The organism is Macellibacteroides sp. (genome assembly GCF_050251695.1).
GTDB lineage: Bacteria > Bacteroidota > Bacteroidia > Bacteroidales > Tannerellaceae > Macellibacteroides > Macellibacteroides fermentans.
In genome coordinates this window covers 22,639-29,555 of record NZ_JBFWMI010000039.1, presented here as the reverse complement: position 1 = coordinate 29,555, position 6,917 = coordinate 22,639, and the positions used below count along the sequence as shown (strand labels likewise).

Sequence of the window (6,917 nt, the reverse complement as noted above, 5' to 3'; positions counted from 1 at the left end):
GAAAAGATATCAATACAGACTCCTTCAGAACCTAGTGCCCATGTACGCGAAAGGGTTATAAAAGCCAGGGCGATACAGGAAGAACGTTTTAAAGCACATCCTGGGATATACTGCAATGCACAGATGGAAACCAAACAACTCCATCAATATGCCATACCCGATGCTGCCGGAATGCAGTTATTAAAACAGGCTATGACCCGCCTGAACCTGTCTGCACGGGCTTATGATCGTATCCTGAAAGTTTCGCGTACCATAGCCGACCTGGACGGTACAGAAAAAATTGAGACACCTCATTTAGCGGAGGCCATACATTACCGCAACCTGGACCGTGAAGGATGGGGTACCTAATATTAGGTTGCATAAGATGAGTCTTTGTTAATTTCATTTTTATCTCTTATTTATTAACAGCTTAAGGCAATATACTTCATCTTTTGGTAAAATTTCTCTACCTTTGCACCTCAAAAAGAAGATTAGATGGTATGGAAAAAGAATTTAAAAGAACGCTGATAACTACGGCATTGCCTTACGCAAATGGACCGGTACATATCGGTCACCTGGCCGGAGTGTATGTTCCTGCCGATATTTATGCCCGTTACCTTCGGTTAAAAGGAGAAGATGTATTGATGATTGGTGGCTCCGACGAACATGGTGTTCCCATTGCATTAAAGGCAAAGGCCGAAGGTATAACGCCACAAGAGGTTGTGGATCGTTACCATGGTATCATCAAAAAGTCCTTCGAAGATTTTGGTATTACGTTCGATATCTATTCCCGTACCACATCAAAAACTCACAAGGAGGTTGCATCCGACTTCTTTCGTAAATTGTACGATAAGGGTGAATTTATAGAAAAAACAACCGAACAATATTACGATCCGGAAGCTAAACAGTTTTTGGCAGACCGCTACATCACCGGTACTTGTCCGCATTGCGGAAACGAACGGGCCTATGGCGACCAATGCGAAGCCTGCGGTACCTCTTTGAATGCAACAGACCTGATTAATCCCAAATCGGCTATCAGCGGAAGTGTTCCTGAAATGAAGGAGACAAAGCACTGGTATCTGCCATTGGATAAGCACGAACCATTCTTGCGTCAGTGGATTTTGGAAGACCATAAGGAGTGGAAATCCAATGTATATGGACAATGTAAGTCGTGGTTGGATATGGGTTTACAACCCCGTGCCGTAAGCCGCGATTTGGATTGGGGAATACCGGTTCCTGTAGAAGGAGCCGAAGGAAAAGTTCTGTATGTGTGGTTCGATGCTCCCATCGGATATATCTCCAATACAAAGGAATTACTTCCTGAAACATGGGAAACATGGTGGAAGGATCCGGAGACTAAAATGGTGCACTTTATAGGCAAAGATAATATTGTATTCCACTGTATTGTATTCCCGGCTATGCTCAAGGCAGAAGGAAGCTACAACCTGCCGGAGAATGTCCCTGCCAACGAATTCCTCAATCTGGAAGGAGATAAAATATCCACATCCCGTAATTGGGCTGTGTGGTTGAATGAATACCTTATCGATATGCCTGGCAAACAAGATGTACTTCGGTATGTGTTAACAGCCAACGCCCCCGAAACCAAAGACAACGACTTTACCTGGAAAGATTTTCAGGCACGCAACAACAATGAACTGGTTGCCATTTTTGGTAATTTTGTTAACCGTGCCCTGGTTCTTACCGAGAAATATTTTGGAGGAAAAGTCCCTGCATGCGGTGCTCTGACGGATTACGACAAACAGACGTTGGCGGAATTTGCCGATGTAAAAGCTGCTGTAGAAAATTTACTGGACATATACCGTTTCCGCGATGCTCAGAAAGAGGCTATGAATCTGGCTCGTATCGGTAATAAATACCTGGCAGATACAGAACCCTGGAAACTTGCCAAAACAGATATGGCCCGTGTGGAAACCATCCTGAATATTGCCCTTCAGATCACTGCCAATCTTTCCATTGCATTCGAACCATTTTTACCTTTCAGCACCGTAGCTTTACGAAACATGCTGAACGTAGAGTCGTTTGGATGGGATCGTTTAGGTAGTACAGACCTGTTAAGTGCCGGACACCAGTTAGGAAAACCGGAACTTTTGTTCGAAAAGATGGAAGACAGCGTAATTGAAGCTCAGGTTCAGAAACTGCTTGATACAAAGAAAGCAAATGAAGAGGCTAATTACAAGGCAAAACCTATACGTGCAAATGTAGAATTCGACGACTTTACGAAACTCGACATACGTGTGGGTACCATTCTGGAATGCACCAAAGTACCCAAGGCAGATAAATTGCTTCGGTTTAAGATTGACGACGGATTAGGTGCCCGTACCATCATTTCGGGTATTGCCCAACACTATGCTCCGGAAGATCTGATAGGTAAACAAGTCTGCTTTATAGCCAACCTGGCTCCACGTAAGCTTAAAGGCATTGTCTCTGAAGGGATGATTCTCTCTGCCGAAAACAACGACGGAAGTCTGGCTGTTATAATGCCTCAAAAAACTGTTAAACCCGGTAGCGAAGTAAAATAAGCATACTTGATTCAATATAAAAAAAGGGAGGTCATATGAATGGCTTCCCTTTTTAATTCTGTCATTTAAAGTATAATTTATTTACTTTAAAATTTATGCTCTACTGTCATTAGTTAAAAGAATGTTAATGATTAAATATTTAACAAAAGAAAAAGAATAAGATTAAAATCTAGATATTACTTTTGTTTCGTATTTTTACGAAATAAGAAAAAACATGTCAAATAAAAAATATTATACTGATAACCAGCTTCGTATATCAAAATATGCAAAGGCATTGGCACACCCTGCAAGAGTTTTTATTTTGGAATACCTGGCTACAAATATGGAAAAATGTTGTTATAGTGGAGACATGGCTGAAGAACTTCCTATCGCCCGGTCCACCCTTTCTGAACATCTGAAGGAGTTGAAAAAAGCAGAGCTGATACAGGGAGAAATAAATCCACCTTATATCAAGTATTGTATCAATCGTACTAACTACGAAGAAGCTCGTCAGTTGTTTTCTAGTTTTTTCAGACCGTAAAAAATTTGACTTATTATTTCGTAAAATCCCGAAACACAATTTTAAAATTAAGAATAATGGAAATTAAGATTCTGGGCACCGGATGTGCTAAATGCAAAACTTTAGAAAAGGTAACAAAAGAGGTCGTTGAACAAAACAAGTTGGATGCAACAATATCCAAAGTGGAAGACATTATGGAAATTATGAAATATAACGTAATGTCCACTCCTGCTCTTGTAGTAAATGAAAGTGTGGAGGTTAAAGGACGCATTCCTTCGGCTGATGAAATCAAACAAATTTTACTTAAATACTAAGTTCCTATGAAACAATTCATTCTATTTGGATTTGCCCTTTTTATGTTATTGGGAAATCAATTAACTTATGCTCAGGCGGATAAAAGCGATGCTTCAAAGACTGCCAAAGTCGAAGTGTACTATTTCCATTTAACCCGTCGTTGCCAAACTTGCCAAGCTGTAGAGAGCGGGGCCAAACAAGCGATGGAATCGCTTTACGCTAATCAGATAAAAAAAGGTGATTATACCTTTAAAGCTTTCAATCTGGATGATAAAAATAGTGAACAGCTGGCTAAAAGGCTGAATATCGGAGGCCAGGCCCTTGTTGTTGTATCAGGTACTAAAAAGATTGATATTACTAATGAAGGTTTTTTAAATGCTCGTAAACCTGAAAAGCTGAAAGAAGAAATTCGCAAGGCAGTTAACACTGTTTTAAAATAAACTGATAAAATGGATTTATTAAATCAACTTTTAGATTCTACAGAATATGGGTTTGTTACTGCCATTGTGCTAGGGTTGATGACAGCCATCAGCCCTTGCCCTTTGGCTACTAATATTTCTGCGATTGGATTTATCAGCCGGGATATCGAAGACCGTAAAAAAGTCTTCGTAAACGGGTTGATCTATACACTTGGTCGGGTTATCAGCTATACAGGTCTGGCACTTATACTCTTTTTGGGGGCTAATCAAATAGATGTTTCTCTCATTTTTCAGGGATGGGGTGAAAAGATATTAGGTCCCTTACTTATCCTTATCGGACTTTTTATGCTGGACATCATTAAAATAAAATTCCCGGATTTGTTTGGTATAACCAATAAAATAGGCGAGAAAAGTAAAGGTAGCTATTGGAGTACTTTGCTGCTTGGAATCCTTTTTGCTTTGGCTTTCTGTCCTTATAGTGGCGTGCTTTATTTTGGAATGCTAATCCCGATTACCATTACAAGCCCAAATGGCCTTTATCTTCCTGTGCTTTACGCCATTGCAACCGGAATTCCTGTCATCATTTTTGCATGGCTTCTTGCTTTTGCAATGAATAATGTTGGAAAACTTTATAATAGTATAAAAACATTTGAATGTTGGTTCAGGCGAATTGTAGCTATTCTTTTTATGATGGTAGGCTTGTATTACATATATTTATTATTTTAAAAATTTATTATACTATTTCGTATAATAACGAAATAACTTAAAGTTATTAATATGGAACTTACAAAAGAAGTAAAGATACTTATAGGAATGACTGTTATATTCCTGGGTATATTCTTTTTACCTACAGAAGATCCTATGTTTAAATCTGCTATTAATGCTACGTTTGATTTAGCAAAGTGGTATGCCCGTGAACATGTTATTCTTTGTCTTTTGCCTGCATTCTTAATTGCCGGAGTTATTTCAGTTTTTGTAAGTCAGGCATCTGTAATTAAATACTTTGGTGCAAAAGCTAAAAAATGGGTTGCTTATACAGTTGCTGCTGTTTCAGGTACAATCTTAGCTGTTTGTTCATGTACTATTCTTCCTTTGTTTTCTAGTATACATAAAAGAGGTGCAGGCTTAGGTCCTGCTATCGCTTTTCTGTACTCAGGACCAGCCATCAATATTTTAGCAATAATCCTCACAGCTAGAATTTTAGGATTGGAGATTGGAGTTGCTCGTGTAATTGGTGCTGTATTATTCAGTGTAATTATAGGATTAATCATGTCTTTTATTTATCGAAAAGAAGAAAAAATTAAATCTGAAGAACAACTAACCTTTCCAGATATAAAAGAAGAAAGGCCCTTATGGCAGACAGCATTACATTTTTTTACGCTTGTATTAATTCTTGTTTTCGCAAACTGGGGAAAACCTTCGGCAGATGACACAACTAGTGTATGGTATTACATATGGTCGTGGAAATGGTACATAACAGGTCTTTTTGGACTCTTATTGGCTTATTCAATGATTCGTATTTTAAAGCTTTCAACATGGCAAGTTATTGCAGGAGCAATTATTACCGGTTTAAGTGCATTAATATTTAAAAATCCACTTATTACAGTTGTAGTAGGAATTACAGCAATAAGCACAATAGCATTGACTGATAAATCTGGCAATAGTGAAAACAGAGAATGGATTTACTCCAGTTGGGGATTTGCGAAACAAATAATACCTTTACTTGCTATCGGAGTTGTCATTGCTGCATTTTTATTGGGCTCTACGCATGACAACACTTCTATTCCTGGAATCGTACCGAACGAATGGATTGCGTGGGCAGTAGGAGGAAATTCTGTTTTCTCCAATTTCTTTGCTTCAGTAGTAGGAGCTTTTATGTATTTTGCAACATTAACCGAAGTGCCTATTATACAAGGCTTAATTGCATCTGGTATGGGAAAAGGTCCTGCATTAGCTCTCTTATTGTCAGGCCCCTCGCTTTCATTGCCAAATATGTTAGTAATACGAGGGATTTTAGGCACTCATAAAACAATTGTATATGTTTCCCTTGTAATAATAATGTCAACAATAACCGGATTAATTTATGGTAGTTTCTTCTAAATCCTTTACAATACAAGGAATTGCATATCTTGTATTTATTTTACTACCTCATGGACTATTTTCTCAGGAGAATAAAGAAGAGGCTCTTTCAGGAGGAAAGCCTATAATTCAGGTTTTTGGAAACTTTGAATATAATGCAACTTCAGAAACATCAAAAGCTTATAGTTTTTGGATTGGAAGAGCTCACCTAGGTTATGAATATAATTTTAACAAGCAGTTTTCTGGTAAAATTGTTTTAGATGTTGGAAGACCTACAACAATCGGTAATATTAATGTTATAGATAAAAATGGAGAATCGATGTATGTATCAACTAATTCGAAAGAAGGTAGTTACTACACGATGACATTAAAATTTGCATCTTTACAATGGCACGCATCTCCTTTCTTAACAATTCAGGCAGGAGGAATACTTCAGAATCATTATATAACTCAAGAAAAGTTCTGGGGATATCGTTATTTGGCCGAAACTTTTCAAGATAGGTATTATAAAACTCCTAGTAGTGATTTAGGAATTATTAGCTATTTCAAAATTAATGAAATGCTAAATTTTGATTTAGCTTTAACCAATGGAGAAGGCTTTCGCTTTGATCAAGATCCTTATGGAGATATAAAACTTGCAGGAGGTGTAGATTATTATCCTTCTAAAAAAATTCAAACAAGGTTATACTACGATAGAATACAATCTTCAGCTCCCCAAAAGAAAGCTGTACAACAGTTAATTTCCATTTTTGCAGGTTATAAACAAACTGATAAAATAAGAGTAGGTGCTGAATATAATTACAAATTCAATCACCTTCATATAATCAACCATGATTTATTTGGATTGTCACTTTTTGGAAGTTATCAAATAAAAAAAGATATTGAATATTTCTTGCGTTATGATTTGGTAAAATCTAATCCGATAAAAGAACAACAAATTGGCTGGAATAATACTAATACTGGAAAAGCTATCATAACAGGGTTGCACTATAGCTTGTTGAAAAATATTAGTTTATCTCTTAATTATCAATATTGGAATCCTGATCAATTTGATTTAAATAATCAGCATCACATATTATTAAGCTTTGAATACAAACTTTAAATTTA

At 37.2% G+C, this 6,917-nt stretch carries 8 protein-coding genes; all 8 read left to right on the top strand.

All coding sequences use genetic code 11. The annotated features are described in order from the left end of the window. On the top strand, positions 1-348 hold a 348-nt coding region (locus tag AB7E53_RS07685), incomplete at its 5' end, for a magnesium chelatase subunit ChlI family protein (RefSeq protein WP_446775032.1). Positions 349-479: 131 nt separating this feature from the next. Beyond that, positions 480-2,519 (top strand): methionine--tRNA ligase, encoded by a 2,040-nt coding sequence (gene metG, locus AB7E53_RS07680; RefSeq protein ID WP_446775030.1) that lies wholly within the window; start codon positions 480-482, stop codon positions 2,517-2,519. Positions 2,520-2,733: 214 nt separating this feature from the next. Then, positions 2,734-3,039 carry an ArsR/SmtB family transcription factor gene (locus AB7E53_RS07675; RefSeq protein WP_446775028.1) on the top strand — a complete coding sequence of 102 codons (306 nt, stop codon included), beginning with the start codon at positions 2,734-2,736 and terminating at the stop codon, positions 3,037-3,039. Between the two features lie 56 nt (positions 3,040-3,095). Next, positions 3,096-3,332, top strand: a complete 237-nt coding sequence (locus AB7E53_RS07670) for a thioredoxin family protein (protein WP_446775026.1) — start codon at positions 3,096-3,098, stop codon at positions 3,330-3,332. 6 nt (positions 3,333-3,338) lie between these two features. Further along, positions 3,339-3,752: a nitrophenyl compound nitroreductase subunit ArsF family protein gene (locus AB7E53_RS07665; RefSeq protein WP_446775024.1), complete on the top strand. Its 414-nt coding sequence runs from the start codon at positions 3,339-3,341 to the stop codon at positions 3,750-3,752. A gap of 9 nt (positions 3,753-3,761) precedes the next feature. Next, on the top strand, positions 3,762-4,457 hold the full coding sequence (locus tag AB7E53_RS07660; protein WP_446775022.1) for an aromatic aminobenezylarsenical efflux permease ArsG family transporter: 696 nt from the start codon (positions 3,762-3,764) through the stop codon (positions 4,455-4,457). A gap of 51 nt (positions 4,458-4,508) precedes the next feature. Continuing rightward, the gene (locus AB7E53_RS07655; RefSeq protein ID WP_446775020.1) at positions 4,509-5,831 is read left to right on the top strand and encodes a permease; all 1,323 of its coding nucleotides are present in this window, start codon (positions 4,509-4,511) and stop codon (positions 5,829-5,831) included. Beyond that, entirely contained in the window at positions 5,815-6,912 is a 1,098-nt protein-coding gene (locus tag AB7E53_RS07650) for a hypothetical protein (protein WP_446775018.1), read from the top strand. Before AB7E53_RS07655 ends, AB7E53_RS07650 begins: the two co-directional genes overlap by 17 nt. The last annotated feature ends 5 nt before the right edge of the window (positions 6,913-6,917 follow it).

Coding starts and splice junctions, on each gene's coding strand:
- metG (WP_446775030.1), top strand. CDS start 480: ATGGAAAAAGAATTTAAAAGAACGCTGATAACTACGGCATTGCCTTAC.
- AB7E53_RS07675 (WP_446775028.1), top strand. CDS start 2,734: ATGTCAAATAAAAAATATTATACTGATAACCAGCTTCGTATATCAAAA.
- AB7E53_RS07670 (WP_446775026.1), top strand. CDS start 3,096: ATGGAAATTAAGATTCTGGGCACCGGATGTGCTAAATGCAAAACTTTA.
- AB7E53_RS07665 (WP_446775024.1), top strand. CDS start 3,339: ATGAAACAATTCATTCTATTTGGATTTGCCCTTTTTATGTTATTGGGA.
- AB7E53_RS07660 (WP_446775022.1), top strand. CDS start 3,762: ATGGATTTATTAAATCAACTTTTAGATTCTACAGAATATGGGTTTGTT.
- AB7E53_RS07655 (WP_446775020.1), top strand. CDS start 4,509: ATGGAACTTACAAAAGAAGTAAAGATACTTATAGGAATGACTGTTATA.
- AB7E53_RS07650 (WP_446775018.1), top strand. CDS start 5,815: ATGGTAGTTTCTTCTAAATCCTTTACAATACAAGGAATTGCATATCTT.